This is a genomic window from Citrobacter sp. MGH 55, from assembly GCF_016906145.1.
Taxonomy (GTDB): Bacteria; Pseudomonadota; Gammaproteobacteria; order Enterobacterales; family Enterobacteriaceae; genus Citrobacter_A; species Citrobacter_A amalonaticus.
In genome coordinates, this window is the sequence record NZ_CP070239.1 from 3,728,696 (window position 1) to 3,754,120 (window position 25,425).

Here is a 25,425-nt window from a genome sequence, read left to right on the forward strand (position 1 = left end):
GTGATTTATGACGTACGCAGTGGAGTTTGACAACGTCTCGCGCCTGTACGGTGACGTGCGGGCGGTCGATGGCGTCAGTATTGCGATTAAAGACGGGGAATTTTTCTCTATGCTGGGGCCATCTGGCTCCGGCAAAACCACCTGCCTGCGCCTGATTGCCGGTTTTGAGCAGCTTTCGGGCGGATCGATTGTTATCTTTGGCAAGCCTGCCAGCAATTTGCCGCCCTGGGAGCGGGATGTGAACACCGTGTTCCAGGACTATGCGTTGTTTCCGCACATGTCGATTCTCGACAATGTCGCCTATGGGCTGATGGTCAAAGGCATTGATAAAAAACAGCGTCATGCCCAGGCTCGCGAGGCGCTGGAGAAGGTGGCGCTGGGGTTTGTCTTTGAGCGCAAGCCGTCACAGCTTTCCGGCGGTCAGCGTCAACGGGTGGCGATCGCCCGGGCGTTGGTCAACGAGCCGCGTGTGCTGTTGCTGGATGAACCGCTCGGTGCGCTGGATCTGAAACTGCGCGAGCAGATGCAACTGGAGCTGAAAAAACTCCAGCAGTCGCTGGGGATCACGTTTATCTTCGTCACGCACGATCAGGGCGAAGCGCTGTCGATGTCCGATCGTGTGGCGGTATTTAACAACGGGCGTATTGAACAGGTGGATTCACCGCGTGAGTTATACATGCGACCGCGCACGCCGTTTGTTGCGGGCTTCGTCGGGACATCGAACGTCTTTGATCCGGCGATGGCCTCGAAGGTATGCGGGATGACGGGCAGCTTCTCGCTGCGCCCGGAACATATCCGGCTCAATGTTCCTGGCGAGATTCAGGCGCAGGGGGTGATTCAGGCGGTGCAGTATCAGGGCGCCGCCACCCGTTTTGAGCTAAAGCTTACCGGCGGTGAAAAGCTGCTGGTCAGTCAGGCTAATCAGACGGGAGAACCCTTTGCGACCACGCTTGCGCCCGGTCAGCCGGTGATGGTCTCCTGGCCACGCGAGGTCATGGTACCGCTGGTCGAGGAGAGGTGAATGGCAATGAACGTGCTCTCCACGCCTTCACGGCCAGGTGGCTTGAGTAAACTCACCGGTTTTTTCTGGCGTTATCCCGGGTTGGGACTGTTTTTGCTGTTGCTTGGTCCGCTGATGTGGTTTGGTATTGTCTACTTCGGCTCGCTACTGACGCTGCTGTGGCAGGGATTTTACACTTTTGACGACTTCACCATGTCGGTGACGCCGGACCTGACGCTTGCCAATCTTCGTGCGCTGTTTAATCCCGCCAATTACGACATCATTTTACGCACGCTGACGATGGCGATGGCGGTGACGATAGCCAGTGCGATTCTGGCGTTTCCGATGGCGTGGTACATGGCGCGCTATACCCGCGGCAAGATGAAAGCATTTTTCTATATCGCGGTCATGCTGCCGATGTGGGCGAGTTATATCGTCAAAGCCTATGCCTGGACGCTGCTGCTGGCAAAAGATGGCGTGGCGCAATGGTTTCTGAACCATCTTGGTTTAGAACCTTTACTGACCAGTCTGCTGACGCTGCCAGCCGTGGGAGGAAACACGCTCTCAACGTCGGGATTAGGGCGCTTTATGGTGTTCGTCTACATCTGGCTGCCGTTCATGATCCTGCCGGTTCAGGCCGCTCTGGAGCGGTTGCCGCCGTCGCTGTTACAGGCGTCTGCCGATTTGGGCGCGCGTCCACGACAGACCTTCCGTTATGTGGTTCTGCCGCTGGCGATCCCCGGAATTGCCGCCGGTTCGATCTTCACCTTTTCCTTGACGCTGGGCGATTTCATCGTGCCGCAGTTGGTGGGACCTCCGGGGTATTTCATCGGCAACATGGTCTATTCGCAGCAGGGGGCGATTGGCAACATGCCAATGGCGGCGGCGTTTACGCTGGTACCGATCGTGTTGATAGCCCTTTATCTGGCGTTCGTGAAACGTCTGGGAGCGTTTGATGCACTCTGAGCGCGCACCGTTTTTCCTCAAACTGGCGGCCTGGGGCGGGGTTGTTTTCCTGCACTTTCCCATTCTGATCATCGCCGCCTATGCGTTTAATAGCGAGGACGCGGCCTTTAGCTTTCCCCCGCAGGGACTGACGCTGCGCTGGTTTAGCGTTGCGGCACAGCGGAGCGATATTCTGGATGCCGTGACGTTGTCACTAAAAATCGCCGCGTTATCGACGGCGATTGCGTTGGTGCTTGGCACACTGGCAGCGGCGGCGCTCTGGCGGCGTGAATTCTTCGGCAAAAACGCCATCTCGCTGTTGCTGCTGTTACCGATCGCCTTACCGGGGATTGTCACCGGTCTGGCGCTACTGACCGCGTTTAAGACGGTCAATCTCGATCCGGGTTTTTTCACCATTGTGGTCGGTCACGCGACGTTCTGCGTGGTGGTGGTATTTAACAACGTGATAGCCCGCTTTCGTCGTACTTCATGGAGTCTGGTAGAGGCTTCTATGGATCTTGGCGCGAATGGCTGGCAAACCTTCCGCTATGTCGTGCTGCCGAATCTGGGTTCGGCGTTGCTGGCGGGGGGAATGCTGGCGTTCGCGCTGTCATTCGATGAAATCATCGTCACGACCTTTACTGCCGGTCATGAACGGACGCTGCCGCTGTGGTTGCTCAATCAGTTAGGGCGACCGCGTGACGTACCGGTGACAAACGTCGTGGCACTGCTGGTTATGCTGGTCACAACCATTCCGATTCTGGGGGCGTGGTGGCTCACGCGTGAAGACGACAGCGTCGCCGGAAACGGTCAATAAACAACGATATGGGAAAATGCTATGCAACATCAATTACTGATTAACGGCGAGCTGGTCAAGGGTGAAGGTGAAAAGCAGCCCGTCTATAACCCTGCCACCGGCGAGGTGCTGCTGGAAATTGCAGAAGCGTCTCCCGCTCAGGTGGATGCGGCCGTCCTCGCCGCCGATCGTGCGTTTAGCGAATGGGGACAGACAACCCCGAAAGTGCGCAGTGAACTGCTGCTGAAGCTGGCGGATGTTATTGAGCAAAATGCGCATGAGTTTGCTGAACTGGAATCGCGCAACTGTGGTAAACCGCTGCATTGTGCGCTCAATGATGAGATCCCGGCGATTGTCGATGTGTTTCGCTTTTTCGCCGGTGCCGCCCGCTGTCTGAACGGTCTGGCGGCGGGGGAATATCTGGAGGGCCATACCTCGATGATTCGCCGCGACCCGGTTGGCGTGGTGGCCTCCATTGCGCCGTGGAACTATCCGCTGATGATGGCGGCATGGAAACTGGCCCCCGCGCTGGCTGCCGGTAATTGCGTGGTGATCAAACCTTCGGAAATCACGCCGCTGACCGCGCTGAAGCTGGCGGAATATGCCAAAGATATCTTCCCGCCGGGTGTGCTCAATGTGCTGTTTGGCAGAGGCAAAACGGTTGGCGATCCGCTGACCGGGCACAAGAAGGTGCGTATGGTCTCGTTAACCGGCTCCATCGCGACCGGTGAGCACATTATCAGCCATACTGCGCCGTCGATTAAGCGCACGCATATGGAACTGGGCGGTAAAGCGCCGGTGATTGTGTTTGATGATGCCGATGTGGATGCGGTGGTGGAAGGTGTGCGCACCTTCGGCTTTTACAATGCCGGTCAGGACTGTACCGCCGCCTGTCGCCTCTACGCGCAGAAGGGTATTTACGACGCGCTGGTGGAGAAACTGGGGGCCGCCGTAGCCAGCCTGAAAACCGGCGCACCGGAGGAGGAATCGACCGAACTGGGGCCGCTGAGTTCACTGGCGCATCTGGAGCGCGTCACTAAAGCTGTTGAGGAGGCCAAAGCGCTGGGACATATCAACGTGGTCACCGGTGGAAAAAAAGTAGAGGGGCCGGGCTATTACTTTGCCCCGACGCTGCTGGCAGGGGCTAAACAGGAAGATGCAATTGTCCAGCGAGAAGTGTTTGGTCCGGTGGTCAGTGTGACCGTCTTCGAGGATGAAGAGCAGGTGCTGGAGTGGGCCAATGATTCGCAATATGGCCTCGCGTCGTCGGTCTGGACGCGTGACGTCGGACGCGCTCACCGGGTCAGCGCGCGTCTGCAGTACGGTTGTACGTGGGTTAACACCCATTTCATGCTGGTGAGCGAAATGCCGCACGGCGGGCAGAAACTGTCCGGTTATGGCAAAGATATGTCACTTTATGGGCTGGAGGATTACACCGTGATCCGCCACGTAATGGTTAAACATTAAGGGTAATTTACGCCCGAAAGGTGGCGTGGGAAGATGATCACTCGAAGGCAGAGAGAAATATTCTCTCTGCCTGTCTGCGCCGCAAGCTCTCAAAAATTACATAAACCAGCCAAATCTCAATGAGATAAGAGCAAAAAGACCCACAGCAGCAAAGAGATTTATTAACACTACGGTTCTACTGGATACATTCATATTTGCCACCTTGCGTTAGTGCCCCTTTGTGTATAGTCCGGCATCCTGTGATCCGCAATAGTACGAACCAGGGACTTAACGTAAGCGGTCATAAAAAATGGCAAATGGTTTGACCGAAGGGGATAAAACTTGATGTATGTCAAAAAATGGAGCATATTGCGCGCGATTTATTCTTCTGGCCGGATGCCCGTAAATGTCTTTGTACCAAAAAATGTTGATGTTCTATGCGGTGATGGCCGCGATTGCCTTTCTGATCACCTGGTTTCTCTCGCACGATAAAAAACGCATCCGCTTTCTGAGCGCCTTTCTGGTCGGGGCCACCTGGCCCATGAGTTTCCCGGTGGCACTGTTGTTTTCATTGTTTTGAGCAGACATCGCCGGCATCCATTCCGGCGGAACGCTCAAAGCGTTGCCAGCAGCGCGTTTAGTGCCTTTCGGTCGGCTTCAGTCACTTCCTGCGGATGCTGATATCCCTTGTTTTCCGTTGCCCGGGTATACAGCGCAACCAGCCAGTCATAAACATAGCGGCTGGCGGCGTGCACCGGCTGTTCTTCCAGATGCGTCAGACGCGCCATCGGCTGGCGTTTGACCGCGCTGAAAATTGCCGTTCCTTTAGCGATTCGGCTGGCGGGTCGCTCTGTTTCTGCCACTTCGGCATAGCCAATCCAGGCAATAAAGTTGGCGATGCAGGCGTGCAACTGAGCGCCGCAAACTTCTTCACGCTGCAATATTTGTTGCAGTTGCTGCGGCAGTTGCAGGCGATAGCTGGCGATCGCCAGGATGTCGACGACCTGACGCAGCGCAGCGGGCGTCAACCCTAAACGCTGCGCCTGACTGTCATCGCGACTCCACTGGCGAATATGGTTGAGCCACAGGCGGTGCGCCTGATAGCCCGTCTCCTTGTTCTCTGACGGCTGCGGCGTATCACGGACTTCGGCGAAAAGGTCAATGGTCTCATTGAATAAACCGCTGACCTGTTCTTCACGCGGTTGCTGAATGCGGAGCAGGGTTTCAAACTGTTGAACCGCTGGTAACAAACCATCAAGCAGATCGCCGTGATGTGCCGCCTGTTGCTGTAGCTGGCGAACCACTGCTTCCGCACTGAGCGCTTCGACAGGTTGCGCAAACATCAGTTCACGAACGCGCTGCTGATGCTGTTCGCTCAGCGCCTCCAGGCGTGCCTGACGCTGCGGGGCTGAAGTGGCTTGCGACAGCCACTCGATCAGGCGCAGCAGACTGTGTTTGTCCAGCGCCTGCAGGGTGCCCCAGTGTTGGCCTGGTTTTCCCATCAGATGCTGGACCGCTTCGTCCAGATTCTGTTGTGTCGTAAAGCGTGCATCTTGCGGCGTAATGGCCCACACCACGCCGGGCAACGCGGTCTCGCGCGTCGGCTGTGTATCGTGCACCCAGTTGAGCAGTGTTCTGGCCGTAGACGGCGTTTGTGTGCGGGTGGCGGTGGCGTTACAGACGACCAGCACATCGGGCTGTAACTGCTGGCGGTAATGCTCCAACAACCAGCCGAGTTTGGCCTGCCAGAGCGGCTGCGGGTGACTGAGCGGCGCAAGCGGAATATCCAGCAGATCGACGTTATCGAGTACGCACTCTTCGACGCTCAGTACCATTTCGCGGGTCAGCAGAGCCAGCGATGCCTGAGCCAGGCTGACGGCGTTAAGTAATTTCTCATCCACGATCGGATGGACAACCACATCGCTTTGCGCCTCCTGCGAGGCCAGAAATTCCTGGGTGATAAAATTTTCAGACGGTAAGCCAAACTGATCGACCAACAGGCTCAGCGGCGCGGCGACTTCGCCGGCATGACCCGTCTGCTGGAGGACCTGCGCCAGTTGCAGCCACTGCTGCGTCAGTTCTGGCTGTTCACCCCACAGCAACGACCAGGCGCTGGCACGGGTTGAGAGATCGACCGTCGGCAGCAGCAGGGCAAACTGGTGCCACAGCGCGTCATCAATCTGCTGTTGTGAGGCGGGGATACAGCGCTGCCAGAAGCGGGCAATGGTCGCGACTTCCTGCGCCGTCACGCCCTGAACCGGGTGCAACTGACGCAGCGACTGCCACTTTTCAATACGCGATTCGATAATCGCTTTTTCCACCTGCTGGTACGCTGACTGCGCGCAGGCCTGGGTGATGAAGATCTGCACCAGTTCTGCTTCCGTAACCAACCGCAAGCGTAACGGCCACTCGTCATCCGGCAGATTTTTTTGCCGTGTAAAGCGCAGCGCCATATTAGTTGGCGCGTGTCCGGGGTTGAGATGACTGAAATAGTCAAAGCTGCGGTCCGGGGTCATGACATTGACCTTACCGTTGCCGCTGCTGCACAGCGCGGCAAGGAGATGTGCTTTTGCCGCCTGCGAGTAGCCGTAAAGTCCAATGCTGGCGCGATCGTGTCGGGCGGCATTGAGCGCGGATTCGGTGGCGGCTGCGCGGTTGAGTTGGGCCAGTAGCGCATCCGCTTCGTCATCCAGCGTGACGGCATGCTGTCGGGTACGGTTAACCCACGCGATCGCGGCCTGAGTGGTATTCAACATCTTGCTCATTTCAGGTACACGCTCCCGCTGTCAATCCAGTAATGGCTGCCGGTGTGTCGGCGGTCAGCCAGGGTATTCAGTTTTAAAGTCAGGGCATTCGCCGCCACCGGCGTGCCGTCCTGTAACCACGCATCACTCAGCACAAACGACTCGGGGCCGGTCTCTTTGTTGCCGCCGCGCAGTTGCAGACGCACGTTTAACACGCCGTCACCGGCGATATTCTTTGCCAGATCGGCGGAGTTAATGCTCAGCGTATACAGCGGCGTCGCGGGCCAACGACTGTTCGCCAGTTGGCGAAAACCGAGCGTAACGTTACCGCGGAGCGGGAAATGCACGCGGGTGTCGAGCTTCGCCCCGGGTTTATCAAGATCGATATCCTGATACCAGACGTTTTCCTCACGCAACGTATTCACCGTATTGTCGAGGACGCCGAGGTAACGCACGGTCGAGTAGGCGCCAATATCAGCGGCTTTAAAGTTAAAGCGCGGCAGGCGCAGATCCAGCGCCAGGCTGCACAGCATCGCGCCGACTGCGGCGGTGGATTTCGGATTGCCGATGCGTCCCTGTTGGCTGAACGGATACCATTCATGGACGCGGTAGTTATCCATCCACACCATGCGGTTGACCGGAACCGGCTGCAGATGGCGGATCAGCGCCTGAACTGCCGGGATACAGGTCGGTCTGCCGGTGACCAGCAGAACATCACAACAATAATGCGAAATGGCTTCGCAGACCGCATGCAGTGGGGACGTCAGGGTAAACTGACCTGCCAGCATCGCCTCCTGTAACTGGCTGAACTGCACCTGTAACGGGACGCTAAAGAGATCAAACGTCGGCGAGCCCGACGGCAGAGCGTGATCAATCGCCTGCTGAATGTAATTGAGCACGTTGCGGGTCGGACGATGGTTCAGCAGATCGCCAAAGGTAGCGTGCAGTCCGGCCAGCGGATCGTTAATGTCACTCTTCTCCCACGCAGAAAGGACCGCGTGACCGAGCGGCATAAAGAGCTGAAGCGCCGTTTGTTGTCGCAAAACGGCCTGGGTGTCGATGCGTCCGGAATCGCCAAACAGCGTGGCGAGCAGGGCGGCGGCATCCGTCACTCCCGCCTGCTGCAGCCGGGTTTGCAAGGCCGGTAAAATGCATTTCTGGATCACATCCAGCAGCATGTCGTCGCCCGCGACCTTAAAACCTTCGCGGAACAGCAGATGCGGCGTGATTTTCACATTGGCGCCGACGCCGTCGTCCAGTTGATAGTGAACAATCGCCATATCGGTGGTGCCGCCGCCGATATCAATCGAGGCCACGCGCAGCGCCCGGCCTTTCGTTTCGCCAGGTTCAGGCAGGCGATCCGGGCGGGCAAGGGTGTTGAAGAATGCTTCGCTGCGTCCGGCGTAATGGGAAATGGCTTCGTTATACAGCCAGACCAGTTGGCCACAGCTGGCCTCGTCCCACTCCATCTGAATTTCTGGCACCGGAACCACGCTTTTTTCCTGCTGCTTGCGGGTGCTGAAATCTTCATCCTGCGGGTGCCAGCCCATCGCTTTCCATACAATCGCTATCGCTTCAAACATGCGCAGACGGAAGATCTCACGCTCCTGTTTCGGCATCGCCGAAGGGAGTGTGAGGATCAATGAGCGTAACTGACGTGGGGACGCCGGGAAACCCAGACGCAGTCGGGTTGCGACACTGTTAATTTGTCCCAGCGCCTGGGCGAGGATCTCACACAGCATGTGGGTCATCAGCGTACTGCGGCTGTACTGAGGCGAAAACACCGGCAGACGGTCATCCTGCGGCAGCGAATAGAGCGGCTGTCCATCGTCGTTCATCAGGTTCATCAGCGGAAAAGCGGTGGCAAGCGGTTCGCGCTGGGTTTTGCTGTTCATCTGGCTGAAGCGCCAGTCATGCAGTACCGGCGTTTCATCCCACAGATAGCGGCGCGGACTGGAAATGCCGCTGTTACCGTCCGTCCCCGTACGCTGCATCGCCAGCTTGCGCGCTTCGTCACCGACCCGCACAATCGACGGCCAGATGAACGCATCTTCACGGCCGCTTTCTACCGAGAAATGCTGTTTACCAAAGCGGGCTTCTGAAAATTCAAGACGACTGGTGAACAGCGGATCGTTGAGATACTGCGGTTCGCTGAGCGAACGGACCTGCAGTTCCGCCGTCTGGCGCAGCCCGTCATTGGCGTCGCCGTGATCTTCAATCAAGACGCCGCAGGTATGGGTGTTACCGACATCCAGAATCAAATCAACCGGGATCGCCGGGGTACTGAGAGTGTGGGTCACCAGTTTGACTTCCGGTACGGCGAGCTGTTCACCCAGCAGCGTCAGCAGGTTCAGCCAGTGCGCCTGATACTCAAAGTTACGCAGCGCCAGGCTGATGGCCTGCTCAGTCCGGTTTTCCTGCTGGCTGACGTGGGTGAGGAACGCCTCGCGTAGCCAGCCGTCAATCCAGGTCTGATCGAGAAAATCGGCGATCTCATCATCGCGCCAGGCGAGGGCAAAACGGGTGCCGTTCAGCAGATCGTTTTCGCCGGGCGCAAGCGAGGCGGGGGCATTCTCGCTCAACTGGCTATCGAGCGCGAGCGTCACACGATGGGTGTTGCCCGCGCTGTCGGGTTCGGCAAGCTTACGTACCTGAACGCGCGCCCAGTTGTCTGGCCCTTCAACGAAGGTGCGCGGCGGATTAAAACGCAGGAACGGCAGCGGCAGCCAGATGCCGTCGAGAACCTCCAGGGAATAATGCAGCGTTTGCGTACTTTCCGGTTTTACCACTTCCGGCTGCGAGCCCGGTCGCGCAGGCAGGGTATAGCGACCATTCGCCAGGTCGAAATCCAGACGCAGCAGGGGACCGTTGGCCGTTTTACGCACGAAGCGACCATGATGCGCGGATTCCTGCGGCGTCAGCCCGAAATCGAGAAACTGCACGCCGCTGTTTGCGATGAGCGTGACGCTCTGTTTGTAATCACACAAATTCACCAGCATAAAATCAGGCCCCTGTCTTCTTGAACGTCAACGGGATCGCGGCTTTCGCATCAAAGCGGGCGGTACAAACGGCGACATCATGAGTCCCGGCTTTGCAGGTGATTTCCGGCATTGGATAACGTGAACCGTCGGTGCAGCGCGCATTGCCGCGACTCTTAATCATTAATTCCCCGCTCTGATGCAGCCCTGAGAAGAGGTCCGCGCGGCAGACGATGTTATCGCCGTGAACCACGCGCGCCGTGCCTTTATTGTTCTGGATCTGGTAACGCATAGACGGCGCTTTACCGGTGACGGGATCTTTCACGTCCACCATGACGCGCCAGTTACCGTTGAGAAAGCGCGTAGTACCAGCCTTCATCTGATTCGCATCCATCACCAGCGCGTCTTTCGGGATCGCGGCAATCACCACCGGCTCATCGGCAGGTTTCTCTTTTTTCACTGGTGCAATGACCTCTGCCTGGTGCAGCGGTAGCGCGACGGTGAGCGTTTGCAGCGGTGCCATTTCCGGTTGCGGCGCATTGACCACTTCCGTCGCAATGGCGGGGGCCTGCGCTTTCCACAGCAGCGGGGCGGCAATGGCGGCAACGATCACTGCGGCGACGGGCAGACTCCAGAGCGGCAGGCGACGTGACGGTTTAACCGCAACAGGCATCACCTTTTCTTCCGCGATCGCGGGAACCGGCTGCGGTGCAATCACGGGGTCAGGCTCGCTGACCGGCACGATCGGCGTAGTGAGCAGCGGTTCATCCGCCTGGGCAAATGTCACTTCAGGCGCGGGCTCTTCGACAGGTTCTGGTTCAATGTGAATTTCCGGTTCGGGTTCTTCCTGGATACGCAGGCATTCCAGTATCTCCTCACGGATGTTCTCATTGAGATTGATAAATCCCCAAAAGGTGATGACCGGCTTGTCATCTACCAGAAAAACGTGATTCTCACCAGGAAACTGGACGGCCTTTTCCAGCAGCGAACCAAACAGTTGCAGTGACGTCTTCCCGGACTGCAGGCTTTTGCGGCTCAGCGATGCAGCGCTTTCCAGCGTCGCGGAAAGGTAGCGCAGGGCGCGAAGGCGAGCCTCTTCATCGGCGGCTTTCCACGCGACGGCTACGCCTTCAAGGGGGGAATACCAGTCAACCCGATCGCCGCTGTCGTTGACTTGTGGAATGGCGAGACAATCTACCATCGCCTGCTGTTTACGCAGACGGAGCGTTTCACGAATTTGTAGTGCTGAATCAAAGACGGCCTGGCCGCCACCGCCGACGGCCTGATAATCATCCAGATTGCCGCTGCGCAAGAGTGTTTTTGCCACGATAAGGTCCCTAAGACTTTTTCACGCATCTACTTTACGGATTCGTGGCTCAGGCAAACGGTGGAAGAGAGGCAAAAAGGGGTGAATTTTCTGGGCATAGAGGCGTTGACGTTTTCGAAAAGCCTTAACGGAAATTCTGTGGCGAAAGATCCAACAAAAATGCGCGGATTCGCATAACCTGAGACGGATTTGTTATTTTTCAGTTTTCTTAATCTATGCTCCTATAACCCCCTCAATAATAACGATGAAGGTTCATATCATGTCCACAGGGAAAACGCTGCTCGCACTGGCGCTCAGTGCGGTGCTACCGATCGGAGCCGCGTTTGCGGCAAATAACGACACGATTGTTTATTGCTCGGAAGCCTCGCCAGAATCCTTTAATCCGCAAATTGCCAGCTCTGGCCCGTCGTTTGTCGCCAGTTCGCAGGTGCTCTACAACCGGCTGATTAATTTTGACCCGGTAAAAAACACGCCGGTACCGTCGCTGGCCACGGACTGGACCATTTCTGAGGATGGCAAAACCTACACCTTTACGCTGCGTCAGGGCGTGAAGTTCAACAGCAACAAGTTCTTCAAGCCGACCCGCGACTTCAACGCCGATGACGTCATTTTCTCAGTATTACGCCAGAAAGAGGCCACGCATCCGTACCACAATGTGTCGCAGGGCAGCTATGAGTATTTCAACGACGTCGGTTTCGATAAGCTGATTAAAGAGGTGAAAAAGGTCGATGATTACCATGTACAGTTTGTGCTGAACGAGCCAAATGCGGCGTTTCTTGCCGACTGGGGAATGGATTTTGCCTCGATCCTCTCGGCGGAATACGCCGACGCGATGCTGAAAAAAGGGACACCGGAAAACGTCGATAACTGGCCGATTGGTACCGGGCCGTACGTGCTCCAGCAGTACAAGCAGGATTCGCAAATTCGCTATCTGGCAAATCCGAATTACTGGGACGGAGAGGTGCTGACAAAGCATCTGATCTTCTCCATCACGCCAAACGTGCAGACGCGAATGGCGAAACTGCAAACCAACGAATGTCAGATTATCCCGGCGCCATCGCCAGTACAGTTCGACGAAATCCAAAAGAATAAAGACCTGACGCTGCATGCCGTTGAGGCGCTCAACGTCGGTTATCTGGCCTTCAACACCGAGAAAAAGCCGTTTGATAACGTGCTGGTGCGTCAGGCGCTGAACTACGCCACCGATAAACAGGCGATTGTGAAAGCCGTTTTCCTCGATTCGGCGAAAGTGGCAAAATCCCCGATCCCGCCGAACATGATGGGTTTTAACCCGGAACTGAAGGATTACGCATACGATCCGGAAAAAGCGAAAGAACTGCTGAAACAGGCCGGGCAGGAAAATGGGTTTGAAGTCACCCTCTGGTCGATGCCGGTGCAGCGACCGTATAACCCCAACTCGCGACGCATTGCCGAGATGATTCAAAGCGACTGGGCAAAAGTGGGCGTGAAGGCGAAGATTGTCTCTTACGAGTGGGGCGAATACCTTTCCGGGATGCGTAAAGGCGAACATGACAGCGCGCTGTTTGGCTGGATGTCGGATAACGGCGACCCGGACAACTTTGCCGATGTGTTGCTGGGTTGCAACAGCATCAAAACCGGATCGAATGCCGCACGTTGGTGTGATAAGGAGTATGATTCACTGGTCCTGAAAGCGAAGCGGGTCAGCAAGCCGGAAGAGCGTGTGAAACTCTACCAGCAGGCGCAAGAGATCTATTATCAGCAGGCGCCGTGGATTGCGCTGGCAAATGGCAAAACGTTCTACGCCACGCGCAGCAATGTGACCGGTTATAGCGTCAGCCTGATGGGCAGTGATTTTTCGAAAGCAAAACTGAATTAAGGAGTTTTTATGTCGCACCTGGATGAGGTCAGCGCCCGTGTCGATGCCGCTATTGATGAGGGCGTCATTACCCATATGAATGAACTGCTGATAGCCCTGAGCGATGATGCGCAGTTAAGCCGTGACGATCGCTACACGCAGCAGCAGCGGCTAAGAACCGCAATTGCGCATCACGGTCGTCAGCATAAGGAAGATATGGAAGCGCGTCGCGAACAACTCACGAAAGGCGGCACGATCCTTTGATTGAGTCTCTGTAGTGCCGGATGACGCTGCGCTGACTTGGCCTATGGCGATGGATATGTGTAGGCCTGATAAGCGTAGCGCCATCAGGCATTAAAACTGGCGTCTCGCCACCAGCCAGGCGCCGACCACCAGCATCACTGCGCCGCAGACCGGGCCGATCAAGGCTCTTAGCGGGACGCCGTGACTGCGCAAAATATCCAGTACGAGACCGCCAATGAGCTGGCTGGCGACCAGCACCGCAATCGTGGTCGCAGCCCCCACATGCTGATAGCCGCTAATGCTGGCGAAAACGAAAAACGAGCCCAGCAGACCCGGAATCAGCGTCCACCAGCGCACGCTGGCGGCCAGTTCACCAAATCCCGCCATTCCCTGTTTGAACCACAGAATGCTGACAAACAGCACAATTCCGACCAGCGAGTTCAGCAACATAGCGATCAGGATGGTCGATGAGGTCTGCGTAATCCGCACCATCAGAGTGTTTTGCACCACCAGGCCGATGCCAGCGGCGATCAGAAAGGTGAGGGTGAGCGACTGGTTCATCCGTGCACGTCCGGTTCGTGGCGATCGTCAAGCTGCAACTGCATAAAGGTCAGATCCAGCCAGCGGCCAAATTTGGTGCCTACCTGCGGCATCTGCGCTGTGGTGTTAAACCCGAGCGTTTCATGTAAATGCAATGAGGCGTGGTTTTGCGATTCGATACCAGCAACCATCACATGTTTACCGCAGCGGCGAGCTTCTTCGATTAACCGGCTCAGTAACTGGCGTCCCAGCCCTTTTCCCTGATGATCCGGATGGACATAAACCGAATGTTCGACGGTATGGCGGAAGCCATCAAAGTTACGCCAGTCCCCAAAGGAGGCATAACCCGTGACAACGTCACCTTCCACGCTCACCAGTACCGGATAACCCAGCGCCTGTCGTGCCTCATACCAAGCGATGCGGTTATCGGTATCGACCGTCTGGTCGTTCCAGATGGCCGCCGTGTGCAGCACCGCATGGTTATAGATCTCTGCGATGGCGGCGCAGTCCTCTTTGCTGGCGAATCGAATAGACATGTTGAACCTCAGGGGTTGTACACTATAGTATTACGATATGAATACTATTGAAGACAGCATAAATCAACGGATCAGCGCAAGAATTCGCCTTGAACGTGAATCCCGCAGTTGGTCTCTAACCGATCTGGCTGAACGGGCGGGTGTGTCGCGCGCGATGATCCACAAAATTGAACGCGGTGAAAGTAGTCCAACGGCGACGCTGCTTGGCAGGCTCTCCGGGGCGTTTGGCATCAGTATGTCCACGCTGATTGCCCGTGCTGAAATGCAGGAGGGCAAACTGTCCCGTTTCGCCGATCAGCCCGTCTGGCGCGACCCGCAAAGCCACTATCTGCGCCGCCATGTGTCGCCGCGCAGCGATTTGCCGATCGATCTGGTGCAAATTGAATTGCCGGCGGGCAGCGATATCCCGATGCCTGCCTCATCGTATGTTCAGGCCCGGCAACTGATCTGGCTGCAGCAGGGCGAACTGGTGTTTATGGAAGGTGACACGCGCCACGAGATGAAGGCGGGTGACTGCCTGGAACTGGGGCCGCCGAATGACTGTCGTTTTATCAATGAGACAACGCAACCCTGTGTTTACCTCGTTGTGCGCTTAAACCAGGCCGGGAGTTAATGACCGCCGCGGCCTGCTACTATTGATGGATTCATGCTAAAAGCAGAGGAGAACATCATGGCTCAACAAACACACCGTAACCGTCGCTGGGTATTAGCATCCCGACCCCATGGCGCACCGGTGGCAGAGAATTTCCGTCTGGAAGAGGACGATGTCGCAACCCCTGGTGAAGGCCAGGTTTTACTGCGCACTGTTTATCTGTCGCTCGATCCGTATATGCGTGGGCGCATGAGCGATGAGCCGTCATACTCGCCGCCGGTGGAGATTGGCGGGGTGATGGTGGGCGGCACCGTCAGTCGTGTGGTGGCGTCAAATCACCCCGACTATAAACCGGGTGAATGGGTGCTGAGTTACAGCGGCTGGCAGGATTACGATATTTCCGACGGCACGGGACTGGTGAAGCTTGGAGACAATCCTGAAAATCCGTCGTGGGCGCTCGGCGTGCTGGGGATGCCTGGATTCACCGCCTATATGGGATTACTGGACATCGGCCAGCCAAAAGCGGGCGAGACACTGGTCGTAGCGGCCGCCACGGGGCCTGTCGGCGCCACGGTTGGACAAATCGGTAAGCTGAAGGGCTGTCGCGTGGTGGGCGTGGCTGGCGGAGCGGAAAAATGCCGTCATGCTACCGAGGTGCTGGGCTTCGATCTCTGTCTGGATCATCATGCCAGCGATTTTGCTGAACAACTGGCGAAAGCCTGCCCGCAAGGCATTGATGTCTACTACGAAAACGTGGGCGGGAAAGTGTTTGATGCCGTGCTGCCGTTACTGAACACCTCGGCGCGAATTCCTCTTTGTGGTCTGGTCAGCGGTTATAACGCGACAAACTTACCGGCTGGGCCTGACAGACTGCCGCTGCTGATGGCGACCCTGCTGAAGAAACGGATCCGTATGCAGGGCTTTATCATCGGTCAGGATTACGGACATCGTCTTCACGAATTCCAGCAGGAGATGGGACGCTGGGTGAAAGAGGGGAAAATCCACTATCGCGAGCAGGTTACCGACGGACTGGAGAACGCGCCGCAAACTTTTATCGGCCTGTTGACCGGTAAAAACTTTGGTAAAGTGGTGATACGCCTCGCCGACGACGCGTAAACCATACCTGGCGGCGAGAGCCGCCATAAAAAAATGGGCAAATTTTTAAATTCCAGCTTTAATTATTTAGGGTATATATCACCGCGTAACCGACGAATAATCTGTCGGCGCTGTTAATAAAACGCGGGTAAATTGCTATTCATTACGTTTCACATTTTTTAAACCAGGCGATATTTATATCAATTAGGCGATTTAGCTTAATTGCGATTGGCTATGTTATGAGGTGAAGAAACAGAATGCCTGGTATGGAAAAAACGCAACATATAAGTTTGACCACGCAAGTTGAAAGAGGGCTAAAAGACAAATTAAGCATTGGCGCATTACGTCCTGGCACCAGGCTAATCACTAAAAATATCGCGCAGGCGCTGGGGATCAGTATCACCCCGGTTCGGGAAGCGCTATTACGCCTGGTCTCCGCAAACGCATTGGCTATCGCGCCTGCACAAGCCTTTATGGTTCCGGATATTACAATGACGCGGTTTAGCGAAATCATACACATCCGCTGCGAGCTTGAAGGCATGGCGGTAATGACGGCGACGGGCGAGGTGACGGCGGAGCGGATGGAGATTCTGCAAGCGCTTCTGGCGGACTATCAGCTGGCCCACGAGAGCGGTACGGTCGAGGATCGCCTGCTGGCAAACCAGGCGCTGCGCTTCAAAATCTATCAGTTTGCGAATATGCCCACCCTGGTCGAAATGATCGAACAGCTTTGGGTACGCATGGGGCCAAGTCTGCATTTTCTCTATGACAGGGCGAAGCATGACGCTTATCAACACAACGTCGGGCATTATCAGGAATTACTGAATGCGATGGCGGCGGGAAATAAAGACGCCAGCCGTCATTGTTTAATTGACCTTATCAATAAAAATGTAGCGATAATTAAACAACAGTACCATCATTAAGTCTGGCTTAAATATAGCGGGGAATATCCCCGCTAGTACGATTATGAATAATCGATTTTACTCAAAACGCCAGGCCAGATTGACACCTACACCATAGTTTCGTCCTGGCGCCGGTTCGTAGTAACGGCCATTCGATTCATTCACGATAACTGAGCCGACATACTCTTTGTCGAACAGATTATCGACACGACCGAACACGTCCACCGTCAGGCTGCTGACGGTGAATTTATAGCCGGTATTCAGGCCGACAACAGTATAAGACGGGGCTTTGGCGGTGTTCTCATCGTCAGCCATGATATCGCCCATATAGCGCGCTTCGGCTCCTGCGTACCAACCTTCATCAGGCACGTAGCCCAGCGAAGCAAACCCCATGTTCCGCGCGATGCCGGGCATTCGGTTACCATTGCAGTTCTGGTCACGACACACGTTACTGCGATAAGTGGCATCCAGCCAGGTCCAGGAAGCGTTGAACCGCCAGTTTCCGGCAAAGCGTTGATCCCAGGCGAGCTCCGCCCCCTGGCGGCGCGTCTTCCCGGCATTCTTATAGGTCGTGCGTCCGCCGCTACTGGAATCAACCACCAGTTCATCGTCAGTATCGGTCTGGAAAAGCGCCGCCGTCAGCAATCCATCGCCGATCCGGGTTTTGCTGCCGATTTCTACCGTATCGTTGGTTGAGGGTTTGAGACCAAAATTCATCCCGCTTTGCCCGTCTGCACGGTAAGAAAGCTCGTTGATGGTCGGCGTTTCGAAGCCCCGGCCCGCAGCGAGATAGACGTTCCAGGCGTCGGTTAAGGCGTATTTCAGCGAACCGGCAGGTAACCACTGATGGTAACTGGCGTCACCGCTGTCATCGCCATTGCCTGGCGTGACGTAATGATCGTTGGAATCGAACCACACCGAACTGTAGCGCACGCCAGCATCCAGCGAGAGTTTGTCGGTCAGTTGCCACTGGGTTTGCAGATAGGGATCCACGTTCCACATCAGGTTACGTTCATCGCGGCGCAGATCGCCTTTCTGACCGTACTCCGGTACGCCATTGTTCAGTCGATAGTTGTTATAGCCTTTGCGGTTTTCGCTCATGTTTTCGTAGTTCAAACCGGTGGTGAAGGTTACGGGGACGCCCAGTTCACCGCGATGCGTCCAGCGACTGTCGATACCCTGGTAATGGCGCTGCAAAGCGATCACGCCGCCCGCATGAGAGGGGCGACGCTGTGGCGCCATAGGTATCGACTGATACTGCGTGGTTTCGCGCTCTCCGGCGTACATCATGATGCTCATGTCATCTTGCGCGCTGAGCTGGCGTTCATAACGCAATCCGGCCTGGGTCTGCTTGATGGTTTTGCGCGTGTTGTATTGTTCAGCGCGGGGGGATTGTTGAGGGTCCGCCCGCCATTCCGCTTCAGTCAGACCACCTGGATCGTCGGCTTTAATATCGACGCTATTGAAAATCAGACTCAGCTTGCTGGCGTCATCGATATGTACGCCCAGTTTTGCGTTGGCCAGATTTTTTTGCGCGCCGCTGCGATCGCGATAGCCGTGGGTGGTGAAACGGGTAGTGGAGACCGTGTAATCCACGTCGCCCGCCTGAGTACCATCACCCATCGCGCCCGTGGCTTTCAGCCCATAACGCCAGCTCCCGAAACTACCGTAATAGCTGCTCGCTTCTATCGTCGGCGGCTGTTGACCGGTTTGGGTCGTGACATTCATCACGCCGCCGGAAGCATTACCGTATAGCGCAGAGAAGGGACCGCGCAGCACTTCAACGTTCTGTACGCTGCTGAGGTCGATGTTCGATGTCTGCCCCTGACCGTCCGGCATCGTCGCTGGAATGCCGTCCACATACAGACGAATGCCGCGGATCCCATAGGTGGATCGGGAGCCGAACCCACGCATCGAGATCTGCAAATCCTGCGCATAGTTTTGCCGGTTTTGTACCTGAAGTCCCGGCACGCGGGTCAGTGATTCCGACAGGTTGATGCGCGGCGCGGCCAGACGCATATCTTCACCGTCAACGACGCTGACGGCTGCAGGGGTATCCAGTTCTGATATCGCCTGGGGTGAAGCGCTGACGATCATTGTCTGGTCATCGCCAGCCTCATCTGCCATAACCGACGATGAGAACACAAGCGGGAGAAAAAGTGCGGGTACTGCGATATGTCGTGTGGAAATAATATTCATGAAAAAGGCCAGTTAAATTGAACGTACCCAGAGGCATGTAAGTTCTATGTTAATAGATTTGTAAATATTTGAAAATTTTAACGGCACGATGCGTTAAAAATTAATGGGGAAATTAAGAAGATTGTAGCCAGAATGCGAATAAATGCTCCACATTCACATGAATAATGATTACCATTCCCATCTATAAACAAGAGCAATACCAGGATGTTGCTCGTTGAAGCGATGTGAAGCAGCAAAATAGCTATTTATCAAAGGGAGTCGTCATGCATTTTCGTCATCTGTTCTCGCCGCGTCTGCGGGGTTCATTGCTGTTAGGTTCACTGCTGGTTGCTTCTACATTCAGCGCTCAGGCTGCAGAAGACCTGCTGCGTAAGGGTGTGGGCAAAGGCGCCTACGAAATGGCCTTCAGCCAGCAGGAAAACGCCCTGTGGCTGGCGACCTCGCAAAGCCGCAAACTGGACAAGGGCGGTATCGTCTATCGTCTTGATCCGGTGACGCTGGACGTCACGCAGGTTATCCACAACGATCTCAAACCGTTTGGTGCCACCATCAATAATGCGACCCAGACGCTGTGGTTTGGCAACACGGTCAACAGTGCGGTGACGGCCATTGATGCGAAAACGAGTGAAGTGAAAGGGCGACTGGTTCTCGACGCCCGTAAGCGCTCAGAAGAGGTACGTCCGCTGCAGCCGCGTGAGCTGGTTGTCGATGAAGCGACCAATACGGTTTATATCAGTGGTCTCGGTAAAGAGAGCGTGATTTGGGTGGTGGATGGCGAAAAAATTGCGCTGAAAGAGACGATCCAGAATACCGGTAAAATGGGCGCGGGCCTGGCGATCGACAGCCAGGCGAAACGTCTGTACACCACCAATGCCGATGGCGAATTCATTACTATCGATACTGTCACCAACAAGATCCTCAGCCGTAAAAAACTGTTGGAGAATGGCAAAGAACATTTCTTCATCAACCTGAGCCTTGATACAGCAGGTCATCGCGCATTTGTGACCGACTCAAAAGCGGCTGAAGTGGTGGTTGTCGATACCCGCAACGGCAACGTGCTGGCGAAAGTCGCGGCGCCGGAGTCGCTGGCCGTTCTGTTCAACCCAACGCGTAACGAAGTGTACGTCACGCACCGTCAGGCGGGTAAAGTGAGCGTGATTGACGCGAAGAGCTACAACGTGGTGAAAACGTTTGATACGCCAACCTTCCCGAACAGCCTGGCGCTGTCCGCCGATGGCAAAACGCTGTACGTAAGCGTGAAGCAGAAATCTACGCGTGAGAAAGAAGCCACTGAACCGGATGATGTGATTCGCATCGCCCTGTAAAGTAAAAGGCCTGCACCGTGTGCAGGCCTTGTTGTTTATGGTGCGCTGCGGTGTATTTCCGCCACTCGCTTACGCACGCCGTACCAACCGGCGACCAGCAGGATGGCAATCAGCGGCAGGGAAGCAATGGTCCATGTCCCGTTCGGATAATCGAAGGCCATCAGGACCAGCACGCTCAACAGGAACAGCAGCGTTAACCACGAGGTAAACGGCGCGCCAGGCAGTTTGAAGCTGACATCGGCGGCTTTTCCTTCTTTGATTGCCTGACGCAGACGCAGCTGGCAGACCACAATAAAGCCCCATGAAGCGATGATCCCCAGTGACGCAAAGTTCAGCACGATTTCGAAGACCTGCGATGGCACCAGATAGTTGAGAAAAACTCCAACAACGTACACCGCCAGCGTCGCCAGAATTCCCGCGTAGGGCACATGCTGACGACTCATCTTACTCATGAATTTTGGCGCAGATCCGCCCATCGCCATCGAACGCAAAATGCGCCCGGTGCAATAGAGGCCGGAGTTCAGGCTGGAGAGGGCGGCAGTCAGCACGACGATGTTCATAATGCTGCCAATGTAAGGCACGCCGAGCTTCGAGAAGAAGGTCACAAACGGGCTTTGTCCCGCCTGATAGGCGTTCCACGGTAATAGCAGAACCAGCAATACTACAGAACCGACGTAGAACAGGCCGATACGCCAGATCACGCTGTTGATGGCTTTCGGTACCATCGTCTGCGGATCTTTACACTCGCCAGCGGCGGTTCCCACCAGTTCGATAGACGCAAAGGCAAAGACCACCCCTTGTACCAGCACCAGCGCCGGCAGCAGGCCGTGGGGGAAGAATCCACCGTTATCGGTAATCAAATGAAAACCGGTGGCGTTACCGTCCAGCGGTTTACCCGAGCCGAGGAAAATCGTCCCGACCACCAGAAAGAGCACAATGGCCAGCACTTTCACCAGCGCAAACCAGAACTCCATCTCCGCAAACCATTTCACGCCGATCATGTTCATGGTGCCGACAATCGCCAGCGCGCCGAGGGCAAAGACCCACTGCGGAACATCACCAAATGCGCCCCAGTAATGCATATACAGCGCGACGGCGGTGATATCGACGATACCGGTCATTGCCCAGTTGATGAAGTACATCCAGCCCGCGACGTAGGCGGCTTTCTCGCCGAGAAATTCACGGGCATAGGAGACGAAACTGCCGCTGGAAGGGCGGTGCAAAACCAGTTCGCCCAATGCGCGCAAAATAAAGAATGAAAAGATCCCGCAGACCAGATAGACCAGCGCCAGCGCGGGGCCTGCCATTTGCAGGCGCGCACCGGCGCCCAAAAATAATCCGGTCCCAATGGCGCCGCCGATGGCGATCATCTGGACCTGACGGTTGCCCATCGCTTTGTGATACCCCTCTTCATGGGCATTCAACCAGCGTCGTTTCGCCGCGTGCTGCTCCGACACCGTTGTTTCTTGTGTATTCATTACGTTACCTGTTTACCTGTCTGATAAATCGAACCTTTTGCCGCAACTCCCCGGCGCGACGCGGGTGATGATTCCCGTCATTCTGGGTAGGGATAACACCACCGGCGGAGCATCCTACCTGCAAATAATAAACGGTGCAAAATAGTCCATTTAAAATGGTCAGATTGCGTAATAATCAACCAGAACTGAAGTGAGATCCCGCTCTGAACAGGCAGAGCGGGAGGGGGATCAGACGGAGGTGCCGAAGACGCTCACCGCCTGTTGCAGGCGTGAGGAGCGCCTGGAAAGACTGCCAGCGGCATCCCTGACGCTTTCCACCATCGCGGCGTTGTTATCGGTCATGGTGCCGATGCGGGAGATCGAATCGTTAATCAGTTCCAGCGCCTGGGTTTGTTCACGCGTCGCAAGACCAATTTCTCTGATCATGGTCGACATCTGGAACACGTCCTCGATCATCCCGGTCAGATGGGTTTCCGTCTGCTCAACCATGCTCACGCCGGCATTAACGTTGGCGACGTTCTTCTCAATCAGCGAGGTAATCTCTTTGGCTGCCGACGCGGAGTGTTGCGCCAGATTCCGCACCTCGGCGGCAACGACCGCAAACCCACGTCCAGACTCACCGGCGCGCGCGGCTTCGACCGCTGCGTTAAGCGCGAGGATATTGGTCTGGAAAGCAATACTGTCGATCACGCCGATGATGTCGACGATCTGCCCGTTATCACGGGAAATCGACTGCATCATGCCGATCGTCTGCTTCATAAAATCGCCCCCTTCGCTGGCGTTAGCGCTGGTTCTGTCCGCCATCGTCATGGTTTGTGCGGCGGTATCCGCCGTTTGCTGTACTGCGCTGCCAATCTCTTCAATGGCTGCCGCAGTTTGTTGTAGATTGGCCGAGGTCTCTTCGGAACGCTTATGCAACGCCGTGCCTTCCTGACTGACGCGCTTGCTGATTTCCTGAATCCCGGCAATTTGCGTACTCACATCATCCACCAGTGAATTCAGATTTAATCCAGCCTGATTAACCAGACGCATCATCATCCCCAGTTCATCGACACGATTTAAATGAATGCTGTCGGGTTTGCGCCCGGCGACCACTTTCTGCATCTGGGCCAGGATCTGTTTAACCGGATGACAAATTTGATACTTAAGGTAAATAGCCAGCAGCAAAAATAAGAGGGTAAATGCGCCTGCCTGAATAAGCGGATTAATGGCTAAGAAAATAATACCCAAGGCGAGAAACAGACTGATACCGATAGCATAATTGACACGTTGACGGATGGACAACCATTTAAATGCCGACAAACAGGCCAGTACGCCACGACGGATAATAATTCCCTTAAATAAACGATGCCCCTTGAAATTGTTATTATTTATCTTTTGATAAAGCTGCTCGCTTTGCTCAATTTCCTGTCGCGCGGGAACGGTGCGTACCGAGATGTATCCGGTTAATTGTTCGTTATGCCAGACGGGGGTGACGTTGGCGCGAACCCAGTAATGATCGCCGTTATGGCGGCGGTTCTTGACCATGCCGGTCCAGCTGTCGCCCTGTTGCAGGGTAAACCACATATCGGCAAATGCAGCAGGCGGCATATCCGGGTGACGGATGATATTGTGCGGCTCGCCCATCAGTTGATTTTCGTCAAATCCGCTGGCGTCGATAAACGCTGAATTCGCATAGGTAATATGGCTTTGCGTATTCGTTGTCGATAACAGCGTCGTTTTCTCGTTAAGTAAATACTCTTTCTGTGTAACGGGGATGTTACTTCTCATGAAAGACTCCTGGTGATGCTGTGCGGAATAAACACAAAAGTCCGTCAGCCTGGGCTGACGGATAATAAAGATTGATGTATTTAGAATGCTGCATTCTCTACTAAACATAAGAATGGCGAAAGTATTTAAAATGAAATTTACAGGCTTTAATTAAACTGTGATGTCATTAAAATGAAAAATAAATACATCTGCGTAACCTGTGAAGATTGTCGCGCTCCCTTAAGTAAAACCTGACCGATAAAAAAATGACAAAAAAACAATATGACTGTGTAATTACGGTAAACATCATAAGTTTTACAGACCTATTAATTTTCGTAGGGGGCAGACGGGAAGAACGGTGAGAAAGCCATGCCAGAAATGCAGGTTACTCTACACTTAGAGTTTTAACCTGCAGGAGGCAGTATGATAAAGGTTTATGGCGCGCCTGGGTGGGGGTCAGCGATCAGCGAATTAATGCTTACGCTGGCGGACATTCCGTATCGTTTTGTCGATGTCAGTGGCTTTGACAGCGAAGGGCCACAGCGAGATCTGTTGCAAAAAATCAATCCGCTGTGTCAGGTACCGACGCTGACGCTTGAAAATGGTGAGGTAATGAGTGAAACAGCCGCCATCGCGCTGATGGTCCTCGATCGTCGCCCCGATCTGGCACCGCCCATCGGACGCAGCGAGCGTCAGCAGTTTCAGCGTCTGTTGATCTGGCTGGTGGCCAATATCTATCCGACATTTACGTATGCCGACTACCCGGAACGCTGGGCGCCTGATGCGCCCGCACAGTTGAAAAAGAACTGTATTGAATACCGTAAATCACTCTATCTCTGGCTCAACGATCGGCTCAGCGCGGAACCGTATGCCTTCGGCGAACAGTTAACGCTGCTCGACTGTTATCTGTGCGTGATGCGCACCTGGGGGCCGGGGCATGACTGGTTTCAGGATAATACGCCGAATATCAGCGCAATAGCGGACGCCGTGTGTCAGCGGGCAGAGTTACGTCAGGTGTTGAAAAACAATGGGATCCTCTGAAAGCAACGGGAGTGGCGGGTAAACGCACACTAAACTCTTCAGCGAAGGGGAATTTGACGTGATTGTCTGCAGTTCCGATACCCTGGCGCAGGGGGCAATGATGGAAGCGGAAAGCCGTGGATGACGTATTCCGCAGGATTTGGCCGTCATCGGTTTTGGCGACCTCGATTTTGCCGCCAGCAATCGCCCGTCGACTACCACCGTCAGCGTCGACCGCCGCGCCATTGGTCAGCGCGCCGCCACGCTGCTGGCGAATCGCATTGAACAAGCGGCAGTGGAAGAGGCCATTATCGATATCGATTTTCACCTGATCGAGCGTGAATCCGCATAAACCGACACATGCATGTTGTCAAGTGTGCTAGCGTTAACGTCACACTGACAATAAGGAACCTGCTATGCCACACGTTGATATTAAATGTTTTCCGCGCGACCTGAATGATGAACAAAAAGCGGCGCTGGCCGATGATATAACTGAGGTGATCATCCGTCATCTGAAAAGCAAGGAGCGCTCAGTGAGCGTGGCGCTGACTGAAGTTCCGGAGGATCAGTGGCAGGGCGTCTGGGAGCGCGAGATTGAACCACAAATGGACGTGCTGATTAAAAAGCCAGGCTACAGCATGTAATACAAAAGCCCGGTCACGAAGGTTGACTG

At 55.2% G+C, this 25,425-nt stretch carries 22 protein-coding genes and 1 pseudogene; 14 read left to right on the forward strand and 9 right to left on the reverse strand.

What is annotated here, in order from left to right; translation table 11 throughout:
* Positions 1 to 7: 7 nt before the first annotated feature.
* Genes JTI98_RS15300 through patD form a run of 4 tightly spaced genes read left to right on the forward strand, consistent with a single transcriptional unit; the run spans position 8 to position 4,208 of the window.
* On the forward strand, positions 8 to 1,021 hold the full coding sequence (locus JTI98_RS15300) for an ABC transporter ATP-binding protein (RefSeq protein ID WP_216081466.1): 1,014 nt from the start codon (positions 8 to 10) through the stop codon (positions 1,019 to 1,021).
* Positions 1,022 to 1,966, forward strand: coding sequence for an ABC transporter permease (locus JTI98_RS15305; RefSeq protein ID WP_216081467.1), 945 nt, complete (start codon positions 1,022 to 1,024; stop codon positions 1,964 to 1,966).
* Positions 1,956 to 2,762: an ABC transporter permease gene (locus JTI98_RS15310; protein ID WP_216081468.1), complete on the forward strand. Its 807-nt coding sequence runs from the start codon at positions 1,956 to 1,958 to the stop codon at positions 2,760 to 2,762. The genes JTI98_RS15305 and JTI98_RS15310 overlap by 11 nt, the downstream gene beginning before the upstream one ends.
* A 21-nt stretch (positions 2,763 to 2,783) precedes the next feature.
* On the forward strand, positions 2,784 to 4,208 hold the full coding sequence (gene patD / locus JTI98_RS15315) for an aminobutyraldehyde dehydrogenase (protein ID WP_043000650.1): 1,425 nt from the start codon (positions 2,784 to 2,786) through the stop codon (positions 4,206 to 4,208).
* Between the two features lie 96 nt (positions 4,209 to 4,304).
* Here patD and yncL read toward each other — a convergent pair whose 3' ends face one another.
* The gene (gene yncL / locus JTI98_RS15320; RefSeq protein ID WP_071887673.1) at positions 4,305 to 4,400 is read right to left on the reverse strand and encodes a stress response membrane protein YncL; all 96 of its coding nucleotides are present in this window, start codon (positions 4,398 to 4,400) and stop codon (positions 4,305 to 4,307) included.
* Positions 4,401 to 4,593: 193 nt separating this feature from the next.
* Here yncL and ortT point away from each other — a divergent pair, with 193 nt between their 5' ends.
* Positions 4,594 to 4,767: an orphan toxin OrtT gene (gene ortT, locus JTI98_RS15325; RefSeq protein ID WP_042318948.1), complete on the forward strand. Its 174-nt coding sequence runs from the start codon at positions 4,594 to 4,596 to the stop codon at positions 4,765 to 4,767.
* Between the two features lie 34 nt (positions 4,768 to 4,801).
* On the opposite strand, the gene JTI98_RS15330 is transcribed toward ortT, so the two are convergent.
* The 3 genes from JTI98_RS15330 to JTI98_RS15340 are packed head-to-tail and all read right to left on the reverse strand — an operon-like array spanning position 4,802 to position 11,236.
* Positions 4,802 to 6,952: a virulence factor SrfC family protein gene (locus JTI98_RS15330; RefSeq protein ID WP_216081469.1), complete on the reverse strand. Its 2,151-nt coding sequence runs from the start codon at positions 6,950 to 6,952 to the stop codon at positions 4,802 to 4,804.
* The gene (locus tag JTI98_RS15335) at positions 6,949 to 9,930 is read right to left on the reverse strand and encodes a virulence factor SrfB (protein ID WP_216081470.1); all 2,982 of its coding nucleotides are present in this window, start codon (positions 9,928 to 9,930) and stop codon (positions 6,949 to 6,951) included. Before JTI98_RS15335 ends, JTI98_RS15330 begins: the two co-directional genes overlap by 4 nt.
* Positions 9,931 to 9,934: 4 nt before the next feature.
* Positions 9,935 to 11,236: an SrfA family protein gene (locus tag JTI98_RS15340; protein ID WP_216081471.1), complete on the reverse strand. Its 1,302-nt coding sequence runs from the start codon at positions 11,234 to 11,236 to the stop codon at positions 9,935 to 9,937.
* A gap of 259 nt (positions 11,237 to 11,495) precedes the next feature.
* On the opposite strand from JTI98_RS15340, the gene JTI98_RS15345 reads away from it, so the two are divergent.
* Both JTI98_RS15345 and JTI98_RS15350 read left to right on the forward strand, forming a co-directional pair.
* On the forward strand, positions 11,496 to 13,094 hold the full coding sequence (locus JTI98_RS15345; protein ID WP_216081472.1) for an ABC transporter substrate-binding protein: 1,599 nt from the start codon (positions 11,496 to 11,498) through the stop codon (positions 13,092 to 13,094).
* A gap of 9 nt (positions 13,095 to 13,103) precedes the next feature.
* The gene (locus tag JTI98_RS15350; protein WP_044267074.1) at positions 13,104 to 13,337 is read left to right on the forward strand and encodes a YdcY family protein; all 234 of its coding nucleotides are present in this window, start codon (positions 13,104 to 13,106) and stop codon (positions 13,335 to 13,337) included.
* Positions 13,338 to 13,427: 90 nt separating this feature from the next.
* Here the strand turns inward: JTI98_RS15350 and JTI98_RS15355 are convergent, their stop codons facing one another.
* Together JTI98_RS15355 and mddA are read right to left on the reverse strand one after the other, a co-directional pair.
* Positions 13,428 to 13,877, reverse strand: a complete 450-nt coding sequence (locus JTI98_RS15355; RefSeq protein ID WP_043000656.1) for a DMT family transporter — start codon at positions 13,875 to 13,877, stop codon at positions 13,428 to 13,430.
* The gene (gene mddA / locus JTI98_RS15360; RefSeq protein WP_216081473.1) at positions 13,874 to 14,392 is read right to left on the reverse strand and encodes an L-methionine sulfoximine/L-methionine sulfone acetyltransferase; all 519 of its coding nucleotides are present in this window, start codon (positions 14,390 to 14,392) and stop codon (positions 13,874 to 13,876) included. The genes JTI98_RS15355 and mddA overlap by 4 nt, the downstream gene beginning before the upstream one ends.
* Positions 14,393 to 14,429: 37 nt before the next feature.
* Here mddA and JTI98_RS15365 point away from each other — a divergent pair, with 37 nt between their 5' ends.
* The 3 genes from JTI98_RS15365 to JTI98_RS15375 all read left to right on the forward strand — a co-directional run bounded on the left by JTI98_RS15365 (position 14,430) and on the right by JTI98_RS15375 (position 17,002).
* Positions 14,430 to 15,005 (forward strand): XRE family transcriptional regulator, encoded by a 576-nt coding sequence (locus tag JTI98_RS15365; RefSeq protein ID WP_044327434.1) that lies wholly within the window; start codon positions 14,430 to 14,432, stop codon positions 15,003 to 15,005.
* A gap of 57 nt (positions 15,006 to 15,062) precedes the next feature.
* On the forward strand, positions 15,063 to 16,100 hold the full coding sequence (locus JTI98_RS15370) for an NADP-dependent oxidoreductase (protein ID WP_044327435.1): 1,038 nt from the start codon (positions 15,063 to 15,065) through the stop codon (positions 16,098 to 16,100).
* Positions 16,101 to 16,336: 236 nt separating this feature from the next.
* Positions 16,337 to 17,002 (forward strand): GntR family transcriptional regulator, encoded by a 666-nt coding sequence (locus tag JTI98_RS15375; RefSeq protein WP_216081474.1) that lies wholly within the window; start codon positions 16,337 to 16,339, stop codon positions 17,000 to 17,002.
* 57 nt (positions 17,003 to 17,059) lie between these two features.
* Here the strand turns inward: JTI98_RS15375 and pqqU are convergent, their stop codons facing one another.
* Entirely contained in the window at positions 17,060 to 19,180 is a 2,121-nt protein-coding gene (gene pqqU / locus JTI98_RS15380; RefSeq protein WP_216081475.1) for a TonB-dependent receptor PqqU, read from the reverse strand.
* A gap of 263 nt (positions 19,181 to 19,443) precedes the next feature.
* On the opposite strand from pqqU, the gene JTI98_RS15385 reads away from it, so the two are divergent.
* A complete protein-coding gene (locus tag JTI98_RS15385) occupies positions 19,444 to 20,505 on the forward strand; it encodes a YncE family protein (RefSeq protein WP_216081476.1) in 1,062 nt (353 codons plus the stop codon).
* A gap of 35 nt (positions 20,506 to 20,540) precedes the next feature.
* Here the strand turns inward: JTI98_RS15385 and ansP are convergent, their stop codons facing one another.
* Together ansP and JTI98_RS15395 are read right to left on the reverse strand one after the other, a co-directional pair.
* A complete protein-coding gene (ansP, locus tag JTI98_RS15390) occupies positions 20,541 to 21,983 on the reverse strand; it encodes an L-asparagine permease (protein ID WP_044267069.1) in 1,443 nt (480 codons plus the stop codon).
* A gap of 228 nt (positions 21,984 to 22,211) precedes the next feature.
* On the reverse strand, positions 22,212 to 23,753 hold the full coding sequence (locus JTI98_RS15395; protein WP_216081477.1) for a PAS domain-containing methyl-accepting chemotaxis protein: 1,542 nt from the start codon (positions 23,751 to 23,753) through the stop codon (positions 22,212 to 22,214).
* Positions 23,754 to 24,155: 402 nt separating this feature from the next.
* Between JTI98_RS15395 and JTI98_RS15400 the strand changes: the two genes are divergently transcribed.
* The 3 genes and pseudogenes from JTI98_RS15400 (at position 24,156) to pptA (ending at position 25,396) form a co-directional block, all read left to right on the forward strand.
* Positions 24,156 to 24,773, forward strand: a complete 618-nt coding sequence (locus tag JTI98_RS15400) for a glutathione S-transferase family protein (protein ID WP_156595233.1) — start codon at positions 24,156 to 24,158, stop codon at positions 24,771 to 24,773.
* A gap of 28 nt (positions 24,774 to 24,801) precedes the next feature.
* Positions 24,802 to 25,104, forward strand: a pseudogene (locus tag JTI98_RS15405) (substrate-binding domain-containing protein); the annotation flags it as partial.
* Between the two features lie 64 nt (positions 25,105 to 25,168).
* Positions 25,169 to 25,396 carry a tautomerase PptA gene (gene pptA / locus JTI98_RS15410; RefSeq protein ID WP_044257912.1) on the forward strand — a complete coding sequence of 76 codons (228 nt, stop codon included), beginning with the start codon at positions 25,169 to 25,171 and terminating at the stop codon, positions 25,394 to 25,396.
* Positions 25,397 to 25,425: the final 29 nt, after the last annotated feature.